The organism is Sphingomonas sp. UYP23, from assembly GCF_054059235.1.
Genome location: NZ_JBSSBX010000001.1, coordinates 111238 through 134579, shown reverse-complemented (window position 1 = coordinate 134579; position 23342 = coordinate 111238). Strand labels below are relative to the sequence as shown.

Sequence of the window (23342 nt, the reverse complement as noted above, 5' to 3'; positions counted from 1 at the left end):
GCGATCAGTCGAAGCTGGCACCCCAGCGACGCTTGACGCGGTCCTTCCACAGGCCGCGGTGATAGGCGTCGGATGCCAGCAGCGGCATCACCGATCCAGCTTCGGCGAACACCATCTGCTCGATCCCGGTGTTGACCTTGCCCCACGATGCCGCTTCCTGCAGCGTCGAGGACGAGCAGGCGCCGTCGCGCACGTCGGCGACGGTGATCTGCACCGCGTACTTGTGGACCTGCACGTCGTCATGGCCGAGGATCTCGGCGCAGACGACGGTGTCCTGGATGAAGTTCTTCGGCACGCCGCCGCCGATCATCAGCAGGCCGGTGGTGCCCGCCTTGATCTTGATGTCGGTCAGCTCGCGGAAATCGGCGATCGCGTCGAGCACCATGTACGGCTTGCCCTCCTTGGCGCGGTCGACCTGGTGCTTGACCAGACCGAAGCCCGCCGACGAATCGACGAATGCCGGGCAGAAGATCGGCACGTCATGCTCATAGGCGAGCTTGACGAGGCTGTTTTCCTTCTTCCCGTTCTCGACGAGATACTTGCCCATCTCGCGGATGAATTCGCGGCTCGAATAGGGCCGCGGTTCGAGCGAGTTGGCGATCTCGAGGATCGTGTGGTCGCAATCCTGGAGCTGCTCTTCGTCGATATAGGTGTCGTAGATCCGGTCGATCAGCAGCGAGCGCAGCGTGTCGTCATCGGGCACTTCGAGCGCCTGATAATGCTTGTGGCCGAGGCCCTCGAAGAAATCCATGTCGACGATCGACGCGCCGGTCGCGACGACGCCGTCGATCATGTTGTTGCGCAGCAGCTCGGCATAGAGGTCCATGCAGCCGCCGGCCGAGGTCGAGCCGGCGATGACGAGGAAGATCGAGCAATCCTTGTCGGCGAGCATCTGGTTGTAGATGTCGGTCGCGCGGCCGAGGTCGCGGCTGGTGAAGCTCATCTTCTTCATCGCGTCGACGATCGGCCGCGCGTCGAACTTGGTGATGTCGATATGCTCGACGGTGGTCGAGAGGAGCTCGGCCTTGCGGTTGGTGGTGGCGATGTCGTTCATCATAGTCTCCATATTCCCCTCCCGCTTGCGGGAGGGGTCAGGGGAGGGCATGTCGACCCGCGTCCCCAATGATTACAGGCCCTCCCCCGACCCCTCCCGGAAGCGGGAGGGGAGGAGGTCAGGCGATAGTGATTGTATCGTGTTACAGCGTGACGACGTTCGAAGCGACCTCTGGCTGCTCTTCGCCGTACAGCGACACCATCGGCTCGTCGCCGACGATCACCGTCTCGTCCGAACCGAAGCCGTTGAACGCCGTGCGCATAGCGGAGCCATAGGCGCCGAGCATTCCGATCTCGAGATAGTCGCCGGCCTTCACGTCGGCGGGGAGGTAGAACGGCCCCACCATATGGTCCATGTCGTCGCAGGTCGGGCCGTAGAAGCTGAACGGCATGTCCTTCGAGCGGCTCTCGAGCTCGCGCAGCAGCTCGACCGGGAAACGCCAGCCGATATGCGCCGCATCGAACAGCGCGCCGTACGCGCCGTCGTTGATGTAGAGCTCGTCGCCGCGACGCTTTTCGACGCGCACCACGATCGAGCTGTATTCGGCGCACAGCGCACGGCCGGGCTCGCACCACAGCTCGGACGAATAGCTGACCGGCAGCGATTCGAAGACGCGGTGGATCGTCTCGAAATAGCGCTCGAGCGGAGGCGGCTCCATCCCCGGATAGGAGGACGGGAAACCACCGCCGACGTCGATCACGTCGACCGTCACCGCCGCATCGACGATCGCCGCGCGGACGCGCTCCATCGCGTTCGAATAGGCTTCGGGCGTCATCGCTTGCGATCCGACATGGAAGCAGATGCCGAGCGCGTCCGCCGCCTGGCGGGCGCGGAACAGCAGGTCCTTGGTCTCGCCCGGCGCCGCGCCGAACTTCGAGGCGAGGCTCAGCTTGCTATGCTCCGACGAAACGCGAAGACGGACGCACAGCGTCAGGTCCTCGGCGCCATCGGTCGCGTCGACGATCTTCTCCAGCTCTTCCACGCTGTCGAGCGAGAACGTCTTCACGCCATAGTCGAAATAGGCCGAGCGGATCGCCTCGGGTGCCTTGACCGGGTGCATGAAGCACAGGGTCGCTCCCGGCAGCGTGGACGCCACCAGCCGTACCTCGGCGATCGAAGCCACGTCGTAATGCGTGATTCCGCTATCCCACAGGATCTTCAACAGATCCGGCGAGGGGTTCGCCTTGACCGCATACATCGAGCGACCCGGGAACTTCTCCGCGAAGAACCGGGCCGCACGCGCAGCAGCGTGCGGACGAACGAGCGTTACCGGCTGAACCGGCTTCTGCTTAGCGATGTCGATGCCAGCAATGGCAGTCGAAGGGGTGGTCGCTAACCCCAGCGCGCGATGTAGGTTGTGCAATTCAAGGGACCTCCAATGTCCGCAGACAAGTTCACGAAAACACTGCCTTGCGGTTGGAAGTCCCATGGGGCAGCGGATGGGCGAAATAGGGTCGCGCTTTTTCAATGTAAAGCGGTTTTGGACCCCGGGAGGTAACACGTGACGATTTTAAGACAGCCGACACGCGCAGGGGTCCGCGATGCCGCCGCCAAGGTCGCCTCGGTGGTGCCGGCAACGCCGCTGTTCATCGTGGATATTCAGGGCGTTGCCGTTGCTTTCAAGGCCGAGTGCCTGCAGCCGATGGGCGCGTTCAAATTGCGCGGCGCGTGGCATCGTTTGACCGCGATCGAGCCCGATGTGCGCAGCAAAGGCGTGGTCGCCTTCTCGTCAGGGAATCACGCGCAGGGAGTCGCTTGGGCGGCGCGACGGCTGCAGATGCCCGCGACGATCGTGATGCCGGCCGATGCCCCCAAGGCCAAGCGCGAGGGCACGCTCGCGCTGGGGGCGGAAGTGGTGAGCTACGACCGCAAGACCGAGAGCCGCGAGAAGATCGCCGCGCGACTCGCCGAAGCGCGCGGCGCGGTGCTGGTGCCGAGCTTCGACGATCCGTGGGTGATCGAGGGGCAGGGCAGTGCCGGGATCGAAGGGGCCACTCAGATGGCGGCGGCGGGGCTGGGGAGCGCGACCCGCGTGGTGGTGCCGTGCGGCGGCGGCGGGCTCGCGGCGGGGCTGGCGCTGGCATTGCCCGAGGCGGCGATCACGGTGGTCGAGCCCGAGGGGTGGGACGATATGCGCCGCTCGCTCGAGGCGGGGTGGATCGAACCCGTCGGCGATTCGCCTCCGCCAACTGCGTGTGACGCCTTGCAGACGATGCGGGTGTCGGGGCTCACCTTCGACGTGCTGTCGCGCCGTGGGGCGACCGGGGTGGCGGTGAGCGAGGCGGAGATCCGCGCCGCGCAGCGCTGGGTGGCCGAGAAGTTGCGGCTGGTGGTCGAACCGGGCGGCGCGGTTGCGCTGGCGGCGGTGCTGGCGGGCAAGGTGGCGGTCGAGCCAGGGTTGCTGGTGATCCTGTCGGGCGGGAATGTCGATCTGGCGGCGTATGGCGCGGTGCTGGCGGGCGCGAACTCGGCGATCGCTTCGCGCTGAGCCGCTCGAAGGGCCCTAGCCACGATCGCCGCGCTGGTGGAGAGGAGGGGGCGACAGGCTTCGCACGAACCGGAGGAAGGGTGCGCCATGAAGAACCTCGAGGGCCTGGCGCCCGCTATCGCAATGCTCGCCGCGTTCGCCTGCCTGATCGGCGGCGGCATGCTGATCGCCAAGCGTCAGAACGTCGGCAAGGGTGTGTTGATGCTGGTGATGGCGGCGGTGCTGGTCGGCAACGTCGTCATCTGGACGCTGTAGGCCGCAGGCGCTTGGCGCCGGGGGCGGGTGGGAGGCGTTGGGAGCCATGCGTGCGACGAACCGTGCGACCGGTTTCCCCCTAGGCGAAGTTTACAACGATGATCGTGCAGGTTTTTCGCGAACGACGCTGTGCAGGTTCGACGATTTCAAAATGCTTCGTCGCATATTTCATGACGGTGGAAGTGTGGGACAAAGCCACGTCCGCTCTCGACCACTTGAAGACATTCCCGTGGAGCGTAGAAACCGAAGCTTGCTTGCAGTTGAGGGGCGGAGATGACGCAGACTGGCTCTGGAGCAATATACGAGATGCCATCTGAATGTGGCCCGCTCTACCTTCAGCACGTTGGCTCAAATTCCACATTCGGGAGTGCAGTAGCTGTATTCGCTGACGCCGAGCTATCAGATTTCAGATTTACGATCGTGTTTCCGGTGCATTCGGCAAGTAGGCAGAACGTAATTAAACGGGTCGGCCGGTCTGAAATATCGGAGCGATATAAGCCTCTTCGATTTCGATATCCGCTCGGACCTTCCGGGAGGGAGATAGGATGGATGATCGTTGACGACGAAGGCCAATACCGGGTTGAAAATCTTTCATCGGAGCAGATCGGCTTTGTTCTCGGGTTCGCCGTGAACGAAAAAGCGCTCATAGAGCTTTTCTGCACCGGTTGGATTGAAGGCGAGCGTTTCCCCACCCTCACCGGGTGAGAAGGGCGAACGACCGCTTTCCACCAAAAAGAGACGTACGCTGTTCGTCGCCCTGGCAGAGACCGGGGCCCGTCGGTGGGCTGGCGAACGGCCGATGCCGGATGCAGCGGCCCCGGCCTCTGCCGGGGCGACGGGGGTGGGCAAGGGCAGGGTTCCCTCGACCTCAGACATCGCCCCGCCCCGTCCGGCCCGCACACCAACGCGCTCCACGCTCGGATACCAACGCTAAACCCGCACGCCGCTTGCGCCAAACGCCCCGCGCCGTAAGAAGAACCGACACATGGTGACCCGAAAGCCGCTTATCCAATGACGATGACCTCCGTCGATTTCGCCAGCCTGCTCTGCTCGCGGCTTTGCCACGATCTGCTGAGCCCGGTGGGTGCGCTCAATAACGGGCTCGAACTGCTTGCCGACGAGCATGATCCCGAGATGCGCGCGCGCTGTCTCGAACTGCTCAGCGAAAGCGCCAAGGCATCGGCCAACAAGCTCAAATTCTTCCGGCTGGCGTTCGGCGCCGCGGGCGGGTTCGGGGAGACGATCGACGCGCGCGAGGCGCGGGCCGCGATCGAGGGGCTGTTCGGCGACGGGCACCGCGTCAAACTCGGCTGGCTGGTCGAGAATGCAACGCTGCCCAAGACCGCGATCAAGGTGCTGCTCAACCTTGCGCTGATCGCCGGCGATGCGCTCGTGCGCGGCGGGCAGCTCGATGTCGGCGCCGAAACCATCGAGGGCCAGACCGAGATCGTCGTGCGCGCATCGGGGCCACGGATCGTGCTCGATGCCGAGATGCGCGCCGCGCTGACCGGCACGCAGGGCGATGCGGTGATCACGCCGCGCGCCGCCGCGGCCTATCTGGTCCATGCGCTCGTGGCCGAGGGCGGGGGGGGCGTCCAGGTTTCCGATCCGGGCGACGCGGTGCTGCTGTTCGGGGCGGCGTTCAAGGCCGGCTGAGCCGCGCGGCCGGGCAACTCCCGGCATGCGCAGCGCTATTTCGCGCGCTACACCCGCCCTTAACCATTTTTCGACCATGGTCCCCCGTACCGTTTCGCGGGGACTCATGGACGACCTATTACAGGAATTTATCGCGGAAACGCGCGAGACGCTCGAGGCGCTCTCGGGCGAGATCGTCGCGTGGGAATCGGCGCCGGGCGACCGCGACCGGCTCGATTCGATCTTTCGCTTCGTCCACACCGTCAAGGGCAGCTGCGGTTTTCTCGATCTGCCGCGGCTCGCGCGGCTGAGCCATGCCGCCGAGGACGTGCTCGCCGCGGTCCGTGCGGGCGAGCGCATGCCCGATACCGCTTTGGTCAACGCCGTGCTGGCGATCGTCGACCGGATCGGCGAGCTCGTCGAGGCGATCGATGCTGGCCACGCCGTCGACGATTCGGGCGAGGATCTGCTCGTCGCGGCGCTCGACCCCGGCGCGCAGGCGGTCGCCCCGATCAGCGTGGTGACACCGAGCCGCGCGCCGAGCCGCAGCGTACGCTTGAACGTCGATCTGCTCGACCGGATGATGAGCGGCATGTCCGACATGGTGCTGGCGCGCAACGAACTCGCGCGCCGGCTGCGCGACGATGGCGCCGATCCGAGTGTCGAGGCGGCGCTCGAACGATTGTCGCTGACCGTCGCCGAGATGCGTGACACCGTCACGCGCACGCGGATGCAGAAGATCGATGCGTTGTTCTCGGCACTGCCGCGGATGGTGCGCGATACCGCTGCCGAACTCGGCAAGTCGGTAACGCTGCATATCGAGGGCAGCGACGTCGAGCTCGACCGCGAGATGATCGAGATGATGCGCGATCCGCTCGTCCACATCATCCGCAATTCGATCGACCATGGGATCGAGCCGCCCGCGCTCCGCCGTCTGGCGAAGAAGCGCGAGAATGGCTGGCTCAACGTTTCCGCCCGGCAATCGGGCAACCAGATCATCATCGAGATTTGCGACGACGGTCGCGGGATCGATGTCGACGCGCTGATCGCCAGGACCGCGCGGGAGGGCCGGCGCAGCGAGGCCGAATTGCGTGGGCTGAGCGCGCAGGCGAAGCTCGACCTGATCTTCGAGCCCGGCCTGTCGACCAAGGAGGTGGTCACCGCGATTTCGGGGCGCGGCGTCGGGATGGATGTGGTGCGCGCCAATGTCGAGCAGATCGGCGGGCGGATCGAACTGTTCAACACGCCGGGGCTGGGCTTGCGGATCGCGATTCACGTGCCGCTGACGCTGTCGATCATGTCGACGATCGGCGTCGCCGTGCGCGACCAGCGCTTCGCGATCTCGCGCCAGGCGATCGAGGAGATCGTCCGTGTCGGCGGGCAGACGATCCGCATCGACCGGATCGGCGATACGCTGACGGCCACCGTGCGCGACCGGCGGATGCCGCTGATCGATCTGGGCGGCCTGCTCGGCTTCACGCCGCACGATCCCGCGATGCTCGTCATCGTCAGCGTCTCGGGCGGCAGCTATGCGCTCGCGGTCGACGGCGTGCTCGACCATGAGGAATTGGTGATCAAGCCGGCCGCGCCCGCGATCATGGCGACCGGGATCTATGCCGGCCAGACGCTGCCCGATAGCGGGCTGCCGATGCTGATGCTCGATTGTGCGGGAATCGCGCACGTCGCCGGGCTGGTCTTCACGCGCGCGACTGCAGCCGATGAAGAGGTGGAGGTCGATGTCGTGCCGGGGGTGCAGGCCTTGCTGTTCGAGGATCTCGACGGCTGCCGCCGGATCGTGCCGCTGTCGGTGATCGACCGCGTCGAGCCGGTCGCCGCGGGCGCGATCCGCCTGTCGGCGGGGCGGTTGCGGCTGTCGGTCGAAGGCGCGATCATCCCGCTCGTCGCGCTCGGCGAATGGGCCAACCTGCCGACCGTGTCGGTGCTGCGACTACGCGATGGCGCGACCGAGATCGCCTATGCCATCAAGGAGGCGCTCGACATCGTCGAACTGCCCAGCGCGATCGTCGCAGCGCAGGAGATCGGGCCGATCGCCGGGGTCGTGGCGCTCGACGGCGAGCAGATCGAAGTGCTCGATCTCTTCTGGATCTTCTCGACGCACGGGGCGAGTCCGCTCGAGGCCGAGGCGCCGCTCTGCCTGCTCGACGGCGCCGAATCGGCGTGGATGACGACGTTTCTCAAACCCGTGCTCGAGGCCTCGGGCTACCGCGTCACCGCCGCGCTGCGACCGGGCGAAGTCCCGCAGGTGCTGGTGCGGATGGAGGGCGACGCAGCGCCATCCGTCAGCGTGATCCCGATCGTCCGGCTGCGGCGCGATGCCGAGGGCGGCGGCGAAGACACGATTTTCCGCTACGATCGCCCCGCCGTATTGGCGGCGGTCGCACGGTCGGCAGGAGGCCGCTGATGCCGTTGTTCCTGATCGCGCAGATTGCCGGCCGTACCGTCGCGATCGAATCGGACCAGGTCGAATCGGTGATCGACATCGGGACGATCATCCCGGTGCCGCGCGCCGACCGCCATGTCCGCGGGCTCGCCGCGCTTCGCAGTCGCGTCGTCACCGTGCTCGATACGCGCGCCGCGCTCGGGCTCGAGTGCGGGACACGCGAGGCGAATCGCGCGGTGATCACGATCGTCGATGGGCATCATTATGCGGTGCTGGTCGATGCGCTCGACGATGTCGCGCCGTTCGATCTCGCGCCGCTCGCGGCCGGGATCGTGCTCGACAAGGGTTGGCTGACCGTCGGACGCGGGATCATCGAGCGCGAGGGCGAGCCGATCCTCGCGATCGGCCTCGCCGCGCTCATTCCACGCGGGCTTGCGCTCGCGGCCTGAGATTAACGCGACGCTTACGCATTTCGGGCAAGGTTTGCCACAGCGTGCTCAAACAGGGTGAATTCATGAAGACCTGCCTCGTCGTCGACGATTCGAAGGTGATCCGCAAGGTCGCCCGCCACATCCTGGAAACGCTCAACTTTCGTGTCACCGAAGCCGGTGACGGCCGCGAGGCGCTCGATTCGTGCCTCGCCTCGGCGCCCGACGTCGTGCTGCTCGACTGGAACATGCCGGTGATGAGCGGGATGGATTTCCTGCGTGCGCTGCGCGACAGCGCGATCACCAGCCGCCCCAAGGTGGTGTTCTGCACCACCGAGAACGGCATGGCGCATATCCGCGCGGCGATCGAGGCGGGCGCCGACGAATATGTCATGAAGCCGTTCGACCGCGAAACGTTAGAGAGCAAACTTCAGATCGTCGGCATGGCCTGAGGGCACGTCGATGCCGTCTCACCCTTCCGGCTTGGCCGCACGCGCCGCCGACGACCCGCCACGGGTGCTGATCGTCGATGATTCGGCGGTCGCCCGCGCGGTGATCGCGCGGGCGCTGGAAGGCGGACCCTTTCTGGTAGCGGGGGCGGTATCGAACGCCGACGCTGCACTGGCGTTTCTGCGGCACACCGTGGTCGATGCGGTCGTGCTCGACCTCGAGATGCCGGGCATTTCGGGGCTTGCCGCGCTGCCCGATCTGATCGTCGCGGGGCAGGGAGCCAAGGTGCTGATCGTCTCGTCGGCAGCGGCCGAGGGCGCCGCAGCGACGATCGAGGCGTTGGCGCTCGGCGCCGCTGATACGCTCATGAAGCCGGGCATCGGCGATTTCGCCGGACGGTTCTCGGTTGCGATCGTCGAGAAACTGCGCCGCCTGCTTGCTGTGGAAGCGCCGGTCGACGCGCCGCTTGCGCCGCGGCGTGGCTCGCCCGATCCCGTCAGCGCCGCCTTGGTCACCGGGCAGGCCTTCGACATCGTCGCGATCGGTGCCTCGACCGGCGGCATCCACGCGCTCGCCAGCTTGCTGCGCGAATTGCCCGCATCGTTTCCGCTGCCGATCCTCATCACGCAGCATTTGCCCGGTTCGTTCATGCCGTTCTTTGCGGCGCAAGTCGCGGTCATGGCGGATCGGCCGTGCGACGTTGCGACCGATTCGATGCGGATCCGCCCCGGGCGAACGATCGTCGCGCCGGGCGACGCGCACATGCGGGTCGTCAGCACTGGCGATGGCGCCGCGATCCGTCTCACCAGCGAGGTCAGCAAGAGTGGCTGCATGCCCTCGGTCGATCCGATGTTCGACAGTCTGGCCGAGGTCTACGGCGCGCGCGCGCTTGGCATCGTGCTCAGCGGCATGGGGCGCGACGGGTGCGAGGGTGCGCGTCGGATGATCGATCGCGGCGGTGCGATCGTGGCGCAGGACCGCGCGAGTTCGGTGGTGTGGGGCATGCCCGGCGCGATCGCGACCGCCGGGCTCGCCAGCGCTCTGCTGCCGCCGGCCGAGATCGGGCGTCTCGTCGCCGCCCGCCGCCGCCCGATATGAGCATGGGCGCGAGCGGTCTGAAGCCTCCTCTGCCGGTGGAACGCGCTTCGTCGAGCGGGGCGATGGGCGTGCTGACCGCGATCCTCGAAAGCCGCACCGGGCAGCAACTCGCCGCGAACCGTGCGTGGCGGATCGGCACCGAGCTCACCCCGCTGATGCGCGAGCTCGGCCTCGCGACGCTCGAGGCGCTGGCGCTGGCGGCGCAGGGCACCCCCGCGATCGCCGAGCAGGTCGCCGAAGCACTGCTCAATCAGGAAAGCTCGTTCTTTCGCGACGCATCGGTGCTCGATCTTGTCGCCAAGGCGGCGGTTGCGATGCTCGAGCCGCATCCGGCGCGGCGGCTGCGGGTCTGGTCGGCCGGCTGTTCGTTCGGGCAGGAGCCGCTTTCGCTCGCCATGCTGTTCGCCGAGCAGCCGGCATTTCGCGGCGCGGCGATGCCCGAGATCGTGGCGACAGACGTTTCCGAAGCGGCGTTGGCGCGCGCCCGCAGCGGACGGTATTCGCAATTCGAGATCCAGCGCGGTCTGCCGATCCGCCGGATGGTCGAGTGGTTCGACACCGACGGAGCGGACTGGATCGCCAAGCCCGATCTCGTCCGGCGGATCGCCTTTCGCCGGATGAACCTCGTCGCCCCCGCCCAGCCGTCGGGGCGCTTCGATGTCATCCTGTGCCGCAACGTGCTGCTGTATCTCACTGCCGAGCACCGCCAGCAGATCCTCGACCGGTTCGCGACGATTCTGCAGCCTGGCGGCGTCCTGGTGCTCGGCGCGGGCGAGACCGTGATCGGTCAAACCGAGGCGTTTCGTCCAAGCAGCGCATATCGCGGCCTCTACGAACGCGACGTGTCGAGCGAGGGCTGACGGGGTTTCCTGGCGCGCGTGTCCGTGCTTAAGCTTTGGTTTGGCTTGCGCAGGGACTTCCCCATGACGATCATCGAAACCCCTTCGCCGAATTTCGACGACCGCACCCTGCCGGTGTCGATCATCGTTCTTCACTATACCGGCATGGAGAGCGGCCAGGCAGCGATCGACCGGCTGCGCGACCCCGAGGCGAAGGTCTCGGCGCATTATCTCATCGCCGAGGATGGCCAGGTGCTGCGGATGGTGCCCGAGGACAAGCGCGCCTGGCACGCCGGCAAATCCTGCTGGCGCGGGATCGAGGACGTCAATTCGGCAAGCATCGGGATCGAGATCGTCAATCCGGGCCACGAATTCGGCTATCGTCCGTTCTTCGAGGAGCAGATCGACGCGCTGATCCCGTTGGTCGCGGGGATCACCGAACGGCACGGCATTACGCGCGGCAATGTCGTGGGCCATTCGGACATCGCGCCGACGCGCAAGCAGGATCCCGGTGAGCTGTTCCCGTGGAGCCGGCTTGCCAAGGTGCGCCTCGCGCTGCCGCGGCCGACCAAGAAACTGCTCGATCCGATGTGGGCCGATGCGGGGTTCCTCGTCGCGCTCGAGCGCTTCGGCTATGACGTGCGCGACAAGCTCGCCGCGGTCGTCGCGTTCCAGCGGCGGTTTCGGCCCGAACTGATCGACGGCGTGATCGACGGCGAATGCCGCAGCATCCTGCTCGCACTGCTGTTGCCAAAGCCGCAGGGGGACGACTAAGGAACGCGCAGCCAGAGGGTCGGGCGGCCGCGGGGTGCTTCATGCACCGCGAGGAAAGTCCGGGCTCCGCGGAACGACGGTGCCGGGTAACGCCCGGCGGGGGCGACCCCAGGGACAGTGCCACAGAGAGCAGACCGCCGATGTCCGATCTTTCCGCAAGGGAGGTGAGGAACAGGCAAGGGTGAAAGGGTGCGGCAAGAGCGCACCGCGCGACGGGTAACCGAAGCGGCATGGTAAACCCCACCGGGAGCAAGATCGAATAGGGGTGGCACATGGGCTTCGTTTCAGCTCGTCACCCGGGTTGATTGCTTGAGGCGGCGTGCAAACGTCGTCCTAGAGGAATGGTCGCCTATCCCCGTCGCATGGCGGGGGGGACAGAACCCGGCTTACAGACCCTCTGGCGCATTTTCGATTTCGACGCTTTTCACGGGTGTTTCACAAAAGCGTCATGGCGCTATCGCACCACGATGCTTAGATGGCCCGCTATGGCGCGTACATCATCACGATCGGTCGACTGGGGTTTTCCGCGCTGGCGCGCTTATGGCGAGGCTGGCAGCGAAGCCGCGACCGTGCGGTTGTGTGACCGTCACGGCTGCAATGAGAAGGGCGATTGCCCTGCGCCGAAATCGCCGAACAGCCCGGAACGCTGGTATTTCTGCCAGGTCCATGCCGGCGAATACAATCGCGGCTGGAATTATTTCGAAGGTCTCTCCGCCGAGGAAGCTGCCGAGCGCGAACGCGCCGAGACGCAGACCGCCGAGGGCTATACCGAATCGCGCACCAATCAGTGGGCGGGGCCGGGCGATGGCAGCCGCTCGCGTGACGAAATGCGCGCGCTCGAGGTGCTCGAGCTCGAGGTCGACGCCGATTTCGACGCGGTGCGGCTCGCGTGGCGGCGGCTTGCCAAGTCGAACCACCCCGATGTCCGCCCCGGCGACAAGGATGCCGCGGCGCGCTTCCTCGCGATCCAGGCCGCCTATGACGTGCTCAAGGCGGCCGAGGAGCAGCGGCAGTGGAAACCCACGGTTTGAAAACGGTCCGGTCGGGCTGGTCGAACACGCTGCTGGTCTGCAAGAAATGCTCGAAGAAGCTGGACGGCGGTTTTGGCGCGAAGGGCAAGACCGGGCTCGCCAACGCGCTCCGCGCCGAGCTGGGCGTCGCCAAGGGCCGCAAGGGTACGCTCGGGATCGTCGAAGTGAAGTGCCTCGGCGTATGTCCCAAGGGCGCTGTGACCGTTGTGAACGGTGCGACCCCGGGGGAATGGATGCTGGTGCGCGAGGGCCTGCCGGTCGCCGCGGTCGCGGCTGCGCTCGGCTTGCGCGAGACGCCGGACGACGCCCAATCCTGACTTGGACGATGTCGCTGCGGAACGCGCGCTATGCGCTGGCGTAGCGCGCGGCGGTCTCGCGGATCAGCGCGATCATGTTGGGGATGCCCTGCGTACGGTTCGAGCTGAGTTGGTTCTTAAGATCGAACGGTGCGAGTTCGGTCGGGATATCGGTGGCGAGGATCGCGGCCGATGGCTGATCCTGCACCGCCAGCAACACCAACGCGATGATCCCCTTGGTGATCGCGGCGTTCGAATCGGCGAGGAAGTGCAGCGTGCCGTCGTCCTTCGCCATCGGATAGACCCAGACCGAGGCTGAACATCCTCGCACCAGCGTCGCATCGGTCTTGAGCGCGTCGGGCATCGGTTCGAGCTCGCGGCCCAGGTCGATGAGGAGACGGTAGCGGTCGTCCGCGTCGAGGAAGCTGTAGTCGGATTCGAGATCGGCGAGGGTCTGCATGGGGGGCGTATAGCCGCCCGGCGCGGACTTCGTCACCTTTTTCGCCCCTCCCCTTCAGGGGAGGGGCTAGAGGATTACAGATCCACGCCGGCCGCGATCGCCTCGAGCTTGCGGATGCGCTCCTTGAGGTCGGCGATCTCGATCCTGGCGCTCGCGTTCGGAAGCGATTGCGTCGGCGTCGGATCGCCGAACGCGTGGAGTTCGTGCTGCTTGAAGGCGAGCCAGCCGCGCCAGCCGGTCAGCGCGGCGCCGGTCAGCATTGCGAGCCCGGCGAGGCCGGCGGCGGCCATGGTGATGTAGAAGGTCGGGTCGGTCATCATCCCTGCTCCTGCGAAAAGGGTCATTGGTTAGGGCCGGTCGCGGAGCTTCTCGATCTCGCGATCGAGGCGGGCGCCGCTGTCGTTGCTGTCGGTGGCGAGGCGTTCGAGCACGGCGAGCCGGTCCTTCATCGCCTTGAGCTCGTCGCGCAGCCGGTCGTTCTCGGCGGCGGCGGCGGGATCGTCGCGGAAGCGGACATCCTGGCCGGCCTTGCTGCAGCTGGCGCCGTAGCGCGCCGTCAGTACGCGGCCGAGCGTGACGACCATTTCAAACGGGTTCATAGAGGTCACTCCTTCAAAAGGGTGGAATCGGACCGGCCTATTCGGCGGGGATGGCGGCTTCGCGAAGTTTGCGGCGGCGTGGGCGGTCGACGCTTTCGGTCGCCCAGACACCCCCCGCCGTGACGACGGCGAGCACGATAAAGAATGCGATCATGATATCCTCGGGGAGAAAGAGTTCGTTTTTATAGAGTTAGTTGAGCGGTGTGTCGCGTAGCCGATCGATCTCGTGCGAAAGATCGACCCCGCGGTCGGTGATGATCCGTTCGAGCACGCGAACGCGCTGTTCGAGCCGTTCGGTCTGCGCGGCATATTGCGCGGCCTTCTCGGCGGTCTGCGCGCTTAGCGCATTGGCCATCTTTTCCTTGTGCTTGAGGCCGACCTTGTAGGTCTCGTGCCACAACCCGCCGATGACGGGGATGCCGACGACCACGAAGGCGATCATGAAAATCGTGAAACCATTCATGGCGCGTCTCCCTGGGTCTGGTTCAGCGCAGCGCGTCGATTTCGCGCGAGACACGCTCGGCGGGATCGGTGGCGATGCGTTCGAGCACCGCGAGGCGCTCCTCGAGCCGGCTGACCTGGCCGTGCAGCTTCTCGTTCTCCGCCTTGAGCAAGTCGGTCTGGCGCACCAGGCTGAGGTCGCTGTCGCGCGTGATCAGCTCGCCCTTCTTGGTCTCGATCGGGTAGCCGTGCTTGGCGCGGACCCAGGTGGTGAAGGCCCAGGCAACCGGCCCGGCGGTGATCGCGGCGATCGGGATCCAAAGTGCTAAGTCGCTCATGTCATTTCCCCTGTTCGGCTTTGCCCCAAGCCCGGATCAGATCAGCGCAGGCTGTCGATCTCGTCGGCGAGGCGGGTGTTGCGGCTGGTGTACATCGTCTCGATGTCGGCGAGGCGACGGTCGATGTCGCGGAACTTGCTGCGGACTTCGGCGGTCGAGCGTGTCGGGTTGGTCCGGACCCCTTGCCAGAACTTGGCGTCCTCGGCGCTGTCGTAGAGGCCGAGCGGCTTCTTGTCGGCGACGCAGGCGATGACGATGTACGCCAGCAGCACCCATCCGCTGGTGACCAACGTCAGCATCGCGGTGCCGACGCGGACGAGGGTGACGTCGATGCCGGTGTAATCGGCGATCCCCGAGCAGACGCCCAGCCATTTGCTGTTCTGCTTGTCGAGGTAGAATTTGGTGCGGCTGGCGGACATTTCAGTTCCTCCGTGCTGGATCGTAAGGGGTCGGCTCGGCGAGCGGCATGCTCGCGCGCCATTCGGGGTGATCGACGGCGATGATCCGTTCGACCGTGCCGAGGCGCTCCTCGAGCCGGCGGGCGAGCGAATAGAGCTCGTCGAGCAGTTTCTCGTCTTCATTGGTGATCTTGGGCGCCTGCCGCCACTTTGTGATGTAGTGCAGGATGACCCAGGGAATTCCGATGAAGAGCGTGCCGCAGACGGCGATGGGGACGAGGACGTCCTCCATCTCAACCGTTTCCGCCAGTGCTCGGGCCGACGCGGGCCTTCATCGCGGCGAGCTCGGCATCGACCTTCTCGGCCGCCTTGAGCTCTGCGATTTCCTCGTCGAGCGTCTTGGGCGGTGCGCCGAAGCCGGCGACGTCGGCGCGGCCCTCGGCCATGTCGACACGACGCTCCATGATCTCGAAGCGGCTGAAGGCATCCTGCATCTTCGGGCCAGCGTAGAGGTCACGCAGCTTGAAGCGGTTCTGCGCCGTTTCGAGCCGCGTCGCGATCGAGTTCTGGCGGGTGCGCGCCTCGCGCAGCTTGCCGGTGAGCTTGGCGATGTCCTCTTCCGAGCTGCGCAGCGCTTCGTCGAGCACTACGATCTCGCTGCCGAGCTGGTCGGCCATGTCGGCGGCCTTCTGCTTTTCGACCAAGGCGGCCTTGGCGAGGTCCTCGCGGCCCTTCGACAGCGCGAGCTCGGCCTTCTCGGTCCAGCTTTCCTGCAACGATCCGAGCTTGCCGATGTGGCGGCGCATTTCCTTCTGGTCGGCGATCGTGCGCGCGGCGGAGGCGCGGACCTCAACCAGCGTTTCCTCCATCTCGAGGATGATCATGCGGATCATCTTCGCGGGGTCTTCGGCCTTGTCGAGCAGGTCGGTGAAGTTGGCGGCGATGATATCGCGGGTGCGGCTGAAGATGCCCATCGTGTTACTCCTTCGGGGGGTACGCTTGTGATACTCGATAAGACCGCGGCGGAGGTGGGCCCCCGCCGCGGATCACCTCACCCGTGGGGCTGGGCGGCGATCTGGTGCGGCGCGGCGGCGGCCTGCCCGACCGTGCCGACTACCGCGACCGACCCGATCAGGACGGTGGCGACGAGGGCGACGGCGATCTGGGCGAGCGAGCTGCGCGATGTGTATTCGGTGGTCATGGCGAGTCTCCTTGGCGGAAGTGCGGTGCCCGGTGGGGCGGTACCAACAGCTTTGCAGGGAGCGTGCCAGTTTCCGGAATGGCGGATTTGCGCCGTTTCTAGTGTGGTATAGGAAAAACACACTTGCCAAGGCTTGGGATTTTACGCCAAGCGTTGGGAATGGAGCGAACGACCCAGGTAATCGGACAATCGGGCGCGTTTCTCGATGCGCTCGAACTTGCCAGCCGCGCGGCGGCGCTCGACCGGCCGGTGCTCGTCATCGGCGAGCGTGGGACGGGCAAGGAGCTCGTCGCCGAGCGCCTGCATCGCCTGAGCCCGCGCTGGGATCAGCCGCTCGTCATCATGAACTGCGCGGCTTTGCCCGAAACGTTGATCGAGGCCGAACTGTTCGGTCACGAAGCCGGCGCGTTCACCGGCGCGACCAAGGCGCGGGCAGGGCGCTTCGAGGAGGCGCATCGCGGTACGCTGTTTCTCGACGAGCTCGGCACGCTGTCGATGGCGGCGCAGGACCGGCTACTGCGCGCGGTCGAATATGGCGAGGTGACGCGGATCGGATCGTCCCGGCCGATGCGCGTCGATGTCCGTATCGTGGCGGCGACCAACGAGCATCTGCCCGACAAGGTCGCGCGGCATCAGTTCCGCGCCGATCTGCTCGACCGGCTGAGCTTCGAGGTGGTGACCTTGCCGCCGCTGCGCGCACGCGTCGACGACGTGCTCGTGCTCGCCGAGCATTTCGGACGGCGCATGGCGTCGGAACTGGGTCGCGACAGCTGGCCGGGGTTCAGCAAGACCGCCGAGGCGGCGCTGAAGGCCTACTCATGGCCGGGCAACGTCCGCGAATTGCGCAACGTCGCCGAACGTGCGGTGTATCGCTGGGATCTCGACGGGCCGATCGATGCGATCCAGTTCGATCCGTTCGCCTCTCCGCACCGCCCCGCAACGGTCACGCAGGTGCCCGAGCCGAATGCCGTCGCAGCCGTGGCACCGCCCGTCGCAGCGACGCCTTCGAGCGAGGCTGCAGCGCCGATGGATTACAAGACGCGGCTCGCGCGCTTCGAGTGCGAGATGCTGCAGACCGCGATGGCCGAGAACCGCTTCAACCAGCGCGCCACCGCCGAAGCGCTGGGCCTCAGTTACGACCAGTTGCGCCATGCGCTGAAGCGCCACGGGCTGATTTCTGGTGCGGCGACAGAATCGGTTGCGTAACGAGCGCCCCGGACCCATTTGCCGGGCCTGACGTTTGCGTATCGAGCTTTACAGGAGAAGACCCATGGCTTTCGAACTTCCCCCGCTGCCTTATGCCTATGACGCGCTGGAGCCGACGATCTCGAAAGAGACGATGACCTTCCATCACGACAAGCATCACGCGGCTTATACCGCAAAGCTCAACGAGGGCGTCGCCGCCGATCCCAAGCTCGAAGGCAAGACGATCGAGGAAATCCTCGGCATGATCTCGAGCCTGCCGCCGCTGGTGCGCAACAATGGCGGCGGTTTCTGGAACCACGATTTCTTCTGGAAGATCATGGGCCCGGCCGGCTCGACGCAGCCTTCGGGCGCGCTCGCCGAGGCGATCACCGCCTATGGTGGCCTCGACAAGCTCAAGGAGGATTTCAACACCAAGGGTGCGGGCCAGTTTGGTTCGGGCTGGGCGTGGGTGATCAAGGACGAGAGCGGCGCGCTGAAGGTCGTCTCGACGCCGAACCAGGACAATCCGCTGATGGACGATGCCAAGGACAAGGGCACGCCGATCCTCGCGAACGACGTGTGGGAACACGCCTACTACCTCACCTACATGAACGACCGTCCGGGCTATCTGAAGGCGTGGTGGAACGTCGTGAACTGGGACGAAGCCGGCAAGCGCTTCGACGCGGCCTGACACGCAGCGGCGGGATGTCGCGATTGCAGTTGCGTGAAACGCATTTGGGAGCGCAAACAACGCAATTGCTAAAGATCCTGCTGCACTGCACAAAGAGTGTGCCTTTCAGGCATCCTCTCCTAAAACTTTCACGGCCGGTCGAAAGACCGGCCTTTTTTTGTTTTGCCGCCTAATATAGTCGAGTCGCTGTCGTAGCGCCGGATCATAACAAAAACGACGGAAGAGGTAGGCCGCCGGTAAGACCGGCAACGGCGACACGATCGTGCGGGGGATGGAGCAGGGGGCTCTCCCCCGCGATTTGCAGCGAGCAGGTTTGCTGGTCTCGTCACCCCGGGCTTGTCCCGGGGGCACCGCACCGCGCGCGTTTCAGACGCGGCATGGCATCGGGTTGGTGCCGGGACGAGCAAGAGGTGCGCTACCCGGCGCGCATCACTCCTGCGGCGGGATCGGCGGCTCGTCCTGCGTGCTGAAACCGTGCTTCATCAGCATGGGTACGTTGGCGAAGGCGAAGATCAGCGTCAGCGGGATTACGCCCCACAGCTTGAAGCCGAGCCAGAAGGCATAGCTGAATTCGTGCCGGACGATTTCGTTGATCACCGCCAGGAAGGCGAAGAACACCGCCCAATTGATCGTCAGCTTGCGCCAACCGGTTTCGTTCAAGCCGGGATAGGCAGCTTCGAGGAACAGGCTGAGCAGCGGCCGGCCGGTCAGCAGGCCGAAGACCAGGATCGCCGAGAGCATCGCATAGATGACCGTCGGCTTGATCTGGATGAATTCCTTGTTGTGGAAATAGAGCGTCAACCCGCCGAACACGAGCACCAGCGTCCCCGTCAGCCACAGCATCGGCGAGATCCGCCCCGAGCGCACGAGCGAATAGACCATCGCCGCGATGCTCGCGATCATGAACGCGGTGGTGCCCGCGATCAGTTTGACCATGTCGAGGCCGGGCGTCAGGAAATTGACGAGGAAGAAGATCGCGATCGGGCCGATGTCGATCGCCAGGCGCTGCCCGGCGCCGAGCGGCTTCTTCCCGGCAGGAATGGGCTTGGGGGAGGTTGGGGTCATTTGCGGACCCCTTCCACGCCGGCGATGATCCGCGCAACCTCGTTCGCGTCGAACGGGCGCAGATCGCCCATCCCCTCGCCGACGCCGATCGCGTGGATCGGCAGGCCATATTGCTCGGCCGCGGCGACGAGTACGCCGCCACGCGCGGTGCCGTCGAGCTTGGTCATCACGAGGCCGGTGACGCCGGCGTCCTTCTTGAACACCTCGATCTGGCTGAGCGCGTTCTGGCCCGTCGTCGCGTCGAGCACGAGCAGGACGTCGTGCGGTGAATCGACGTTGAGGCGGCCGAGCACGCGGCGGATCTTCGACAGCTCGTCCATCAGCTCGCGCTTGTTCTGCAAGCGGCCGGCGGTGTCAACGATCAGCACGTCGATGCCGGTGGCGGTCGCCTGCTTGACCGCCTCATAGACGATTCCGGCCGCGTCGCCGCCTTCCTTGCCGCTGATGATCGGGACCCCGGCGCGCTCGGCCCAGGTGGCGAGCTGACCAATGGCGGCGGCGCGGAAGGTGTCGCCGGCGGCGAGCATCACGCCGTAATCCTGTTCCTTCAGGAGATGCGCGAGCTTGGCGATCGTCGTCGTCTTGCCCGAGCCGTTGACGCCGATCACCAAAATGACGTGCGGGCGCGGGAAGCCGGTGATTTCGAGCGACTTTGCGACGGTGTCGAGCACCTTCTCGATCTCCTCGGCGACGACGAGCCGGATGCCGAGATCCTCCATGTCGCGCTCGAACACGCCGGTCGAAAGCCGGTGGCGGATGCGGGCGGCGGTTTGCGGGCCAAGGTCGGAGGCGATCAGCGCCTCCTCGATCTCATCGAGCGTCGCGCGGTCGAGCGGTCCGGTGCCGAGCCCGGCAAGATTGCCGAGCAGTCGGTCGGAGGTCCGCTTGAACCCGCCGAGGAGTTTGTCGTGCCAGCTGGGGGTCATGCGGGGATTCCGGTTGGTTGGTGCTGCCCCGGCGAAGCGGGGAGGGGTGTGGCGCTCAGCGAGACGCCGTTGGTTGCGGTGATGGTCAGGCGGGCGATCGCTCCGATGGCGCTCTGCACGGCAGCGACGGGGAGCGCGGGCCAGCGCACTTCGGCGAAGCCCGGCGTATGGCCGCGATCGCCCGGCCGCTCGACCAGCACGTCGTGCGTCGTGCCGACGAGCCCGCTCAGCCATGCCGCTTTCCGGCGTGCGCCAGCCTCGCGCAGCAATGCCGCGCGGGCCTTGCGGACGGGTACGGGCACCGCGGGCATGCGCGCGGCAGGCGTGCCGTCGCGCTCCGAATAGGGGAAGATGTGCGCGTGGACGATGTCGCAATCGTCGATCAGCGCGCGCGTTTCGGCGAACATCGCGTCATCCTCGGTCGGGAAGCCGGCGATCAGGTCGGCGCCGATCGCGATGTCCGAGCGCGCCGCTTTGAGGCGTTCGACCAACGCAACGCTCTGGCCCCGCGAATGGCGGCGCTTCATGCGCTTGAGGATCATGTCGTTGCCCGCCTGAAGCGAAAGATGGACGTGCGGCATCACCCGCGGCTCCTGGGTCAGCAGCGCGAACAGTCGGTCGTCGATCTCGATCCCGTCGAGCGACGACAGCCGCAACCGTTCGAGCGCGGGAACGTGGCGTAGGATCCGCTCGACCAGCAGGCCGAGGCTGGGCGCCCCGGGCAGATCGGGGCCATAGCTGGTGAGATCGACCCCGGTCAGCACGATCTCGCGGTGGCCGGCATCGACGAGCCCGGCGATCCGGTCGATCACCGCGCCGGCCGGGACCGAGCGGCTGTTGCCGCGTCCGTAGGGGATCACGCAAAAGGTGCAACGATGATCGCAGCCGTTCTGGACCTCGACAAAGGCGCGTGCGTGCGCCGCGAAAGCGGGGGAAAGATGCGGCGCGGTTTCGCGGACGCGCAGGATGTCGCCGACGATGACGGGATCGGCAGCGGTCCAGGCGTCGGGCGACAGCTTTTCGCCGTTGCCGAGCACCCGGTCGACCTCGGGCATGGCCGCGAAGCTCGCCGGATCGATCTGTGCGGCGCACCCCGTCACCACCAGTTGCGCGGATGGGCGTTCGGCGCGCGCGCGGCGGATCGCCTTGCGCGTCTCGGCGACCGCGCCGTTGGTGACCGCACAGCTGTTGACGACGATCAGGTCGCGCCCGCCGAGAAGCGCGCGGATCGCCTCGCTTTCGGCGATGTTGAGGCGGCAACCAAGGGAAATGATCTGCGGATCGGGCATTGCGTCGCGATCTAGGGGGCGTGGGGCGGTAAGTCCATGCTCCTCCCCTCCCTGGAAGGCAGGGGCTGGGGGTGGGTCGGCCCGGGGAGAGGTCGACGCTTGCATTAGGCCGACCCACCCCCGACCCCTCCCTTCCAGGGAGGGGAGGAGGAGGTTCAGCCCGCGCGCCGCGTGTCCGAGCTGTCCGACTCGACCGTCTCGCTCGCTGCCACCTGCAGCAACCGCCGCTCGGCGAGCATCCGCCGCGTGTTCGCGATGCTGGTCGGTCGCCCATAGAGATAGCCCTGGCCCTTGCCGCAGCCGAGCCCGCGCAACCGCTCCTCGACGGCGAGCTCCTCGATCCCCTCGGCGGTAATCGGCAAATTGAGGCTGTCGCCGAGCCGCGTGATCGCGGTGACGATCGCGGCGCTTTCGGTATTGTCGCTCATCGACATGATGAAGCTCTTGTCGATCTTGATCCGGTCGAACGGCAGAGCGCGCAGATGCGCGAGCGAGGAATAGCCCGTCCCGAAATCGTCGAGGGCGAGGCGGATGCCCTGGTTCTTGAGGCTGCCGACGATCGATTGGGCGAGCGGCAGATTGTCGAACAAGGCGGTCTCGGTGATCTCGATCTCGAGCCGGCTCGGCGGGAAGCCCGTCTCGGTCAGCACCTTGATGATTTTCTGCGCGAGCCATGCGTCGCGCAGCTGGCTCGGCGAGATGTTGACCGACAGCGACAGCCCTGCGTCCCAATCCTTCGCCGCGAGGAACGCCTGACGCATCAGCGACAGCGACAGATCGGCGATCATCCCGGTCTCCTCGGCGATCGGGATGAAGGCGTCAGGCACGATCAGCCCGCGGGTCGGGTGATCCCACCGCGCCAGCACCTCGAACCCGCTCAGCCGTCCGGTCGTCAGATCGATCTGCTGCTCGAAATAGGGGACGATCTCCTGGCGCGGGATCGCGTTGCGAAGCCCCACTTCGAGTTCGTTGCGCGCCTGCAGTTCGCGCTCCATCGACAGGTCGAACCAGGCGAAACGGTTGCGTCCCGAATTCTTGGCGGCATACATCGCGATGTCGGCCGAGCGCATCAGCGCATCGATGCTCGGGCAATCGAAGTCCGAGCGCGCGATGCCGACCGAAACCGAAATATGCAGCTGCAGCCCCTCGATATAGAAGGGCTGGGCGAGCTGGCTGACGAGTTTCTCGGCAATCCGCTCGACGGTCGCGGGGTGTGCCGAATCGAACAGGAAGGCGCAGGCAAATTCGTCGCCGCCGAAGCGCGCGGTCAGCGCGACCCCGGGTATCGCATCGGCGATCTGCAAGGCGACCTGCTGGAGCAGCGCGTCGCCGATTGCATGGCCATGCATGTCGTTGACCATCTTGAAATGGTCGAGGTCGAGCATCAGCAGCGCCATCGCCTTGTTACGGGTTTGCGCGCGCACGAACATCGCCGCGCCTTCCTCGGCCAGGCTGCGGCGGTTGAGGAAGCCCGTCAGCGGGTCCTTGGCAGCGAGCATCTGCGCGCGCTCCTCGGCCGCGGTGCGGATCGTCACTTCGTTGGCGAGCTCACGGTGGCGGCGCCAGCCGAACAGGATCAGCGCGACGTTGAGCAGGAGAGCGATCACCAGCGTCTGGTCGGGACCGTTCCCGCCATCGACATAGTGCCGGATGGTGGTCGATAGCACCGAGCTTCCGGTCCCGACAAACAACAGGATCGAGGCGACCGTGATCGCGCCGTTGAGGATCTCGCGGCGTTTGGCCGGGGCAGCACTGCCCGGGTCGCTGGAATCGCCACGTGTCTCGACCGTCATAGAAAGCTGTCCGCCCCGTAGTGAGCGAGTGTCTTTCCACGACAGCTGTGTAGATGGGGTTAAGCCCGATGGTTGCGCAGCGCACTGAAACGGCGTAGGGCGCACCGATCGTTCCTGTACAGGACCGTGAAGGCTGCTCCATGGAGCTACGCCGGCCGACGAGGTTTCGTCCGCCGGCGTTCTTTGCGTTACGGTGCGGTCGCGATG

The 23342-nt window shown here is 66.0% G+C and carries 29 protein-coding genes and 1 other RNA gene; 15 read left to right on the top strand and 15 right to left on the bottom strand.

Translation table 11 applies throughout. The features are described from left to right. Window positions 1-4: 4 nt before the first annotated feature. Together ACVWYO_RS00810 and ACVWYO_RS00805 are read right to left on the bottom strand one after the other, a co-directional pair. Window positions 5-1054, bottom strand: a complete 1050-nt coding sequence (locus tag ACVWYO_RS00810) for a 1,9-bis(guanidino)-5-aza-nonane synthase (RefSeq protein WP_010186065.1) — start codon at window positions 1052-1054, stop codon at window positions 5-7. Between the two features lie 142 nt (window positions 1055-1196). Beyond that, entirely contained in the window at window positions 1197-2417 is a 1221-nt protein-coding gene (locus ACVWYO_RS00805; RefSeq protein ID WP_457348306.1) for a type III PLP-dependent enzyme, read from the bottom strand. Window positions 2418-2555: 138 nt separating this feature from the next. Between ACVWYO_RS00805 and ACVWYO_RS00800 the strand changes: the two genes are divergently transcribed. The 13 genes from ACVWYO_RS00800 to ACVWYO_RS00740 all read left to right on the top strand — a co-directional run bounded on the left by ACVWYO_RS00800 (window position 2556) and on the right by ACVWYO_RS00740 (window position 12770). After that, entirely contained in the window at window positions 2556-3542 is a 987-nt protein-coding gene (locus tag ACVWYO_RS00800) for a threonine ammonia-lyase (protein ID WP_457348305.1), read from the top strand. Between the two features lie 87 nt (window positions 3543-3629). Beyond that, window positions 3630-3797 (top strand): hypothetical protein, encoded by a 168-nt coding sequence (locus ACVWYO_RS00795; RefSeq protein ID WP_457348303.1) that lies wholly within the window; start codon window positions 3630-3632, stop codon window positions 3795-3797. Window positions 3798-4346: 549 nt separating this feature from the next. Beyond that, window positions 4347-4502, top strand: a complete 156-nt coding sequence (locus tag ACVWYO_RS00790) for a hypothetical protein (RefSeq protein ID WP_457348302.1) — start codon at window positions 4347-4349, stop codon at window positions 4500-4502. Window positions 4503-4808: 306 nt separating this feature from the next. Continuing rightward, entirely contained in the window at window positions 4809-5453 is a 645-nt protein-coding gene (locus ACVWYO_RS00785) for a histidine phosphotransferase family protein (RefSeq protein ID WP_457348301.1), read from the top strand. Window positions 5454-5559: 106 nt separating this feature from the next. Then, window positions 5560-7854: a chemotaxis protein CheA gene (locus tag ACVWYO_RS00780; RefSeq protein WP_457348299.1), complete on the top strand. Its 2295-nt coding sequence runs from the start codon at window positions 5560-5562 to the stop codon at window positions 7852-7854. Continuing rightward, complete coding sequence (locus ACVWYO_RS00775) at window positions 7854-8282, top strand: chemotaxis protein CheW (RefSeq protein WP_457348297.1); 429 nt, start codon at window positions 7854-7856, stop codon at window positions 8280-8282. The genes ACVWYO_RS00780 and ACVWYO_RS00775 overlap by 1 nt, the downstream gene beginning before the upstream one ends. 65 nt (window positions 8283-8347) lie before the next feature. Then, window positions 8348-8713, top strand: coding sequence for a response regulator (locus tag ACVWYO_RS00770; protein ID WP_457348296.1), 366 nt, complete (start codon window positions 8348-8350; stop codon window positions 8711-8713). Between the two features lie 10 nt (window positions 8714-8723). Next, window positions 8724-9809 carry a chemotaxis-specific protein-glutamate methyltransferase CheB gene (gene cheB, locus ACVWYO_RS00765; RefSeq protein ID WP_457348294.1) on the top strand — a complete coding sequence of 362 codons (1086 nt, stop codon included), beginning with the start codon at window positions 8724-8726 and terminating at the stop codon, window positions 9807-9809. A 62-nt stretch (window positions 9810-9871) separates the two neighbouring features. Beyond that, on the top strand, window positions 9872-10669 hold the full coding sequence (locus ACVWYO_RS00760) for a CheR family methyltransferase (protein WP_457354807.1): 798 nt from the start codon (window positions 9872-9874) through the stop codon (window positions 10667-10669). A 63-nt stretch (window positions 10670-10732) separates the two neighbouring features. Then, entirely contained in the window at window positions 10733-11422 is a 690-nt protein-coding gene (locus ACVWYO_RS00755; RefSeq protein ID WP_457348292.1) for an N-acetylmuramoyl-L-alanine amidase, read from the top strand. A gap of 11 nt (window positions 11423-11433) precedes the next feature. Next, window positions 11434-11827: RNase P RNA component class A (rnpB, locus tag ACVWYO_RS00750), an RNA gene on the top strand. Window positions 11828-11907: 80 nt separating this feature from the next. Continuing rightward, entirely contained in the window at window positions 11908-12453 is a 546-nt protein-coding gene (locus tag ACVWYO_RS00745) for a J domain-containing protein (RefSeq protein WP_457348290.1), read from the top strand. Then, on the top strand, window positions 12450-12770 hold the full coding sequence (locus ACVWYO_RS00740; RefSeq protein ID WP_457348289.1) for a hypothetical protein: 321 nt from the start codon (window positions 12450-12452) through the stop codon (window positions 12768-12770). Before ACVWYO_RS00745 ends, ACVWYO_RS00740 begins: the two co-directional genes overlap by 4 nt. Window positions 12771-12798: 28 nt before the next feature. Here the strand turns inward: ACVWYO_RS00740 and ACVWYO_RS00735 are convergent, their stop codons facing one another. The 9 genes from ACVWYO_RS00735 to ACVWYO_RS00695 form a co-directional block, all read right to left on the bottom strand. Beyond that, on the bottom strand, window positions 12799-13209 hold the full coding sequence (locus ACVWYO_RS00735) for a SufE family protein (RefSeq protein WP_457348287.1): 411 nt from the start codon (window positions 13207-13209) through the stop codon (window positions 12799-12801). Window positions 13210-13283: 74 nt separating this feature from the next. After that, the gene (locus tag ACVWYO_RS00730; protein ID WP_457348286.1) at window positions 13284-13526 is read right to left on the bottom strand and encodes a hypothetical protein; all 243 of its coding nucleotides are present in this window, start codon (window positions 13524-13526) and stop codon (window positions 13284-13286) included. 30 nt (window positions 13527-13556) lie between these two features. Then, window positions 13557-13808, bottom strand: a complete 252-nt coding sequence (locus ACVWYO_RS00725) for a hypothetical protein (RefSeq protein WP_457348284.1) — start codon at window positions 13806-13808, stop codon at window positions 13557-13559. A 190-nt stretch (window positions 13809-13998) separates the two neighbouring features. After that, the gene (locus tag ACVWYO_RS00720; RefSeq protein WP_457348283.1) at window positions 13999-14271 is read right to left on the bottom strand and encodes a hypothetical protein; all 273 of its coding nucleotides are present in this window, start codon (window positions 14269-14271) and stop codon (window positions 13999-14001) included. A gap of 22 nt (window positions 14272-14293) precedes the next feature. Next, window positions 14294-14587 carry a hypothetical protein gene (locus ACVWYO_RS00715; protein ID WP_457348281.1) on the bottom strand — a complete coding sequence of 98 codons (294 nt, stop codon included), beginning with the start codon at window positions 14585-14587 and terminating at the stop codon, window positions 14294-14296. Between the two features lie 41 nt (window positions 14588-14628). Continuing rightward, window positions 14629-15006 (bottom strand): envelope stress response membrane protein PspC, encoded by a 378-nt coding sequence (gene pspC, locus ACVWYO_RS00710; protein WP_457348279.1) that lies wholly within the window; start codon window positions 15004-15006, stop codon window positions 14629-14631. A gap of 1 nt (window position 15007) precedes the next feature. Next, on the bottom strand, window positions 15008-15277 hold the full coding sequence (gene pspB, locus ACVWYO_RS00705) for an envelope stress response membrane protein PspB (RefSeq protein ID WP_457348278.1): 270 nt from the start codon (window positions 15275-15277) through the stop codon (window positions 15008-15010). Window position 15278: 1 nt separating this feature from the next. Next, window positions 15279-15959, bottom strand: coding sequence for a phage shock protein PspA (pspA, locus tag ACVWYO_RS00700; RefSeq protein ID WP_457348276.1), 681 nt, complete (start codon window positions 15957-15959; stop codon window positions 15279-15281). 77 nt (window positions 15960-16036) lie between these two features. After that, window positions 16037-16186, bottom strand: a complete 150-nt coding sequence (locus ACVWYO_RS00695; RefSeq protein WP_457348274.1) for a hypothetical protein — start codon at window positions 16184-16186, stop codon at window positions 16037-16039. 159 nt (window positions 16187-16345) lie between these two features. Here ACVWYO_RS00695 and pspF point away from each other — a divergent pair, with 159 nt between their 5' ends. Together pspF and ACVWYO_RS00685 are read left to right on the top strand one after the other, a co-directional pair. After that, on the top strand, window positions 16346-17392 hold the full coding sequence (pspF, locus tag ACVWYO_RS00690) for a phage shock protein operon transcriptional activator (RefSeq protein WP_457348273.1): 1047 nt from the start codon (window positions 16346-16348) through the stop codon (window positions 17390-17392). Window positions 17393-17456: 64 nt separating this feature from the next. Further along, complete coding sequence (locus ACVWYO_RS00685; protein ID WP_457348271.1) at window positions 17457-18062, top strand: superoxide dismutase; 606 nt, start codon at window positions 17457-17459, stop codon at window positions 18060-18062. A gap of 429 nt (window positions 18063-18491) precedes the next feature. On the opposite strand, the gene ACVWYO_RS00680 is transcribed toward ACVWYO_RS00685, so the two are convergent. The 4 genes from ACVWYO_RS00680 to ACVWYO_RS00665 all read right to left on the bottom strand — a co-directional run bounded on the left by ACVWYO_RS00680 (window position 18492) and on the right by ACVWYO_RS00665 (window position 23135). After that, window positions 18492-19127 (bottom strand): inner membrane-spanning protein YciB, encoded by a 636-nt coding sequence (locus ACVWYO_RS00680; protein ID WP_457348270.1) that lies wholly within the window; start codon window positions 19125-19127, stop codon window positions 18492-18494. Beyond that, window positions 19124-20053, bottom strand: coding sequence for a signal recognition particle-docking protein FtsY (ftsY, locus tag ACVWYO_RS00675; protein ID WP_457348269.1), 930 nt, complete (start codon window positions 20051-20053; stop codon window positions 19124-19126). The genes ACVWYO_RS00680 and ftsY overlap by 4 nt, the downstream gene beginning before the upstream one ends. Then, entirely contained in the window at window positions 20050-21342 is a 1293-nt protein-coding gene (gene mtaB, locus ACVWYO_RS00670; protein ID WP_457348267.1) for a tRNA (N(6)-L-threonylcarbamoyladenosine(37)-C(2))-methylthiotransferase MtaB, read from the bottom strand. Before mtaB ends, ftsY begins: the two co-directional genes overlap by 4 nt. Before the next feature lie 155 nt (window positions 21343-21497). Continuing rightward, a complete protein-coding gene (locus tag ACVWYO_RS00665; protein WP_457348265.1) occupies window positions 21498-23135 on the bottom strand; it encodes a putative bifunctional diguanylate cyclase/phosphodiesterase in 1638 nt (545 codons plus the stop codon). Between the last annotated feature and the right edge of the window lie 207 nt (window positions 23136-23342).

Coding starts and splice junctions, on each gene's coding strand:
- ACVWYO_RS00810 (WP_010186065.1), bottom strand. CDS start 1,054: ATGAACGACATCGCCACCACCAACCGCAAGGCCGAGCTCCTCTCGACC.
- ACVWYO_RS00795 (WP_457348303.1), top strand. CDS start 3,630: ATGAAGAACCTCGAGGGCCTGGCGCCCGCTATCGCAATGCTCGCCGCG.
- ACVWYO_RS00790 (WP_457348302.1), top strand. CDS start 4,347: ATGATCGTTGACGACGAAGGCCAATACCGGGTTGAAAATCTTTCATCG.
- ACVWYO_RS00785 (WP_457348301.1), top strand. CDS start 4,809: ATGACGATGACCTCCGTCGATTTCGCCAGCCTGCTCTGCTCGCGGCTT.
- ACVWYO_RS00780 (WP_457348299.1), top strand. CDS start 5,560: ATGGACGACCTATTACAGGAATTTATCGCGGAAACGCGCGAGACGCTC.
- ACVWYO_RS00775 (WP_457348297.1), top strand. CDS start 7,854: ATGCCGTTGTTCCTGATCGCGCAGATTGCCGGCCGTACCGTCGCGATC.
- ACVWYO_RS00770 (WP_457348296.1), top strand. CDS start 8,348: ATGAAGACCTGCCTCGTCGTCGACGATTCGAAGGTGATCCGCAAGGTC.
- cheB (WP_457348294.1), top strand. CDS start 8,724: ATGCCGTCTCACCCTTCCGGCTTGGCCGCACGCGCCGCCGACGACCCG.
- ACVWYO_RS00760 (WP_457354807.1), top strand. CDS start 9,872: ATGGGCGTGCTGACCGCGATCCTCGAAAGCCGCACCGGGCAGCAACTC.
- ACVWYO_RS00755 (WP_457348292.1), top strand. CDS start 10,733: ATGACGATCATCGAAACCCCTTCGCCGAATTTCGACGACCGCACCCTG.
- ACVWYO_RS00745 (WP_457348290.1), top strand. CDS start 11,908: ATGGCGCGTACATCATCACGATCGGTCGACTGGGGTTTTCCGCGCTGG.
- ACVWYO_RS00735 (WP_457348287.1), bottom strand. CDS start 13,209: ATGCAGACCCTCGCCGATCTCGAATCCGACTACAGCTTCCTCGACGCG.
- ACVWYO_RS00730 (WP_457348286.1), bottom strand. CDS start 13,526: ATGACCGACCCGACCTTCTACATCACCATGGCCGCCGCCGGCCTCGCC.
- ACVWYO_RS00725 (WP_457348284.1), bottom strand. CDS start 13,808: ATGAACCCGTTTGAAATGGTCGTCACGCTCGGCCGCGTACTGACGGCG.
- ACVWYO_RS00720 (WP_457348283.1), bottom strand. CDS start 14,271: ATGAATGGTTTCACGATTTTCATGATCGCCTTCGTGGTCGTCGGCATC.
- ACVWYO_RS00715 (WP_457348281.1), bottom strand. CDS start 14,587: ATGAGCGACTTAGCACTTTGGATCCCGATCGCCGCGATCACCGCCGGG.
- pspC (WP_457348279.1), bottom strand. CDS start 15,006: ATGTCCGCCAGCCGCACCAAATTCTACCTCGACAAGCAGAACAGCAAA.
- pspB (WP_457348278.1), bottom strand. CDS start 15,277: ATGGAGGACGTCCTCGTCCCCATCGCCGTCTGCGGCACGCTCTTCATC.
- pspA (WP_457348276.1), bottom strand. CDS start 15,959: ATGGGCATCTTCAGCCGCACCCGCGATATCATCGCCGCCAACTTCACC.
- ACVWYO_RS00695 (WP_457348274.1), bottom strand. CDS start 16,186: ATGACCACCGAATACACATCGCGCAGCTCGCTCGCCCAGATCGCCGTC.
- pspF (WP_457348273.1), top strand. CDS start 16,346: ATGGAGCGAACGACCCAGGTAATCGGACAATCGGGCGCGTTTCTCGAT.
- ACVWYO_RS00685 (WP_457348271.1), top strand. CDS start 17,457: ATGGCTTTCGAACTTCCCCCGCTGCCTTATGCCTATGACGCGCTGGAG.
- ACVWYO_RS00680 (WP_457348270.1), bottom strand. CDS start 19,127: ATGACCCCAACCTCCCCCAAGCCCATTCCTGCCGGGAAGAAGCCGCTC.
- ftsY (WP_457348269.1), bottom strand. CDS start 20,053: ATGACCCCCAGCTGGCACGACAAACTCCTCGGCGGGTTCAAGCGGACC.
- mtaB (WP_457348267.1), bottom strand. CDS start 21,342: ATGCCCGATCCGCAGATCATTTCCCTTGGTTGCCGCCTCAACATCGCC.
- ACVWYO_RS00665 (WP_457348265.1), bottom strand. CDS start 23,135: ATGACGGTCGAGACACGTGGCGATTCCAGCGACCCGGGCAGTGCTGCC.